This is a genomic window from Sinomonas sp. (genome assembly GCF_036848755.1).
Taxonomy (GTDB): Bacteria; Actinomycetota; Actinomycetes; order Actinomycetales; family Micrococcaceae; genus Sinomonas.
In genome coordinates this window covers 1-864 of record NZ_DAIUJO010000186.1, presented here as the reverse complement: position 1 = coordinate 864, position 864 = coordinate 1, and the positions used below count along the sequence as shown (strand labels likewise).

1 protein-coding gene and 1 tRNA gene are annotated in these 864 nt (G+C 66.8%); both read right to left on the bottom strand.

Annotation, left to right across the window (positions count from 1 at the left end; translation table 11 throughout):
* On the bottom strand, nt 1–346 hold a 346-nt coding region (locus V7053_RS18055; protein WP_334173644.1), incomplete at its 3' end, for an ATP-binding cassette domain-containing protein.
* A 261-nt stretch (nt 347–607) separates the two neighbouring features.
* Nucleotides 608–680, bottom strand: a tRNA-Lys gene (locus V7053_RS18050).
* Nucleotides 681–864 lie beyond the last annotated feature (184 nt).

Genomic DNA, 864 nt, shown 5'->3' with positions numbered 1-864 from the left:
GCTTCGCCGCCCGGGCGGGCTCGACGCCGTGGAGGCGCGCCGCGAGCGCGAGGTTGGTCCGGACGTCGAGCTCTCCGTAGGCGAGGGGAGCGTCAATGAGCTGGCCGACCCCGGCCAGCTGTGCAGGCCGGGCGCGCTCGAGGGGCGTGCCCTCGATGCGGACTTCGCCGGACCGGGGACGAAGCATGCCGAGGGCGAGTCGCAGGAGGGTCGTCTTCCCCGCTCCATTGAGGCCGACCAGCGCGTGGACCTGGCCGGGGAGGACGTCGAGGTCCACACCGCGGATCCCGTCCCCCGAGGGGAAGATCCGGGTGACGGCTCTGAGGGCCAGCCGTTCAGCTGGCATGGCGCGCGTCCACCACGTCCACCATGCTATGCGCTGGCCCGCGTCCCCGGAGGGGCCACCAGTCCTCGGCCAGCATGATGCCGGCGGGCAGCCTGGTCGGGCACCGCACATGCCTCCCTCGATGCGTCGACCTGGAAGAACGGCCCAGAGCCAGAGGATTGGAGATGCTGAAAGTGGGTGATTCTGTGGGTTGCCGACCCGTCCAGACACGAAGAAACCCCTTCCTGATCTGCGTTTCCGCAGATCAGGAAGGGGTTGCTGTGCGCCCCCCGGGACTCGAACCCGGAACCCATTGATTAAGAGTCAATTGCTCTGCCAATTGAGCTAGAGGCGCAGTTTTCGTGAGCGGGATCTCGACGTGCCAAGGAGCCCATGATGACTTCCTGTGGGCCTCGCTGCGTCCCCCGCAACGACATGAGACTTTACACGGTTCCGAGCCCAGAGTGAAATCAGGAACGAGCACGTTCAGAGTGTCCTCGATCACGTCACTGACGGCACGTCGGGCAGGCGACTCGGGC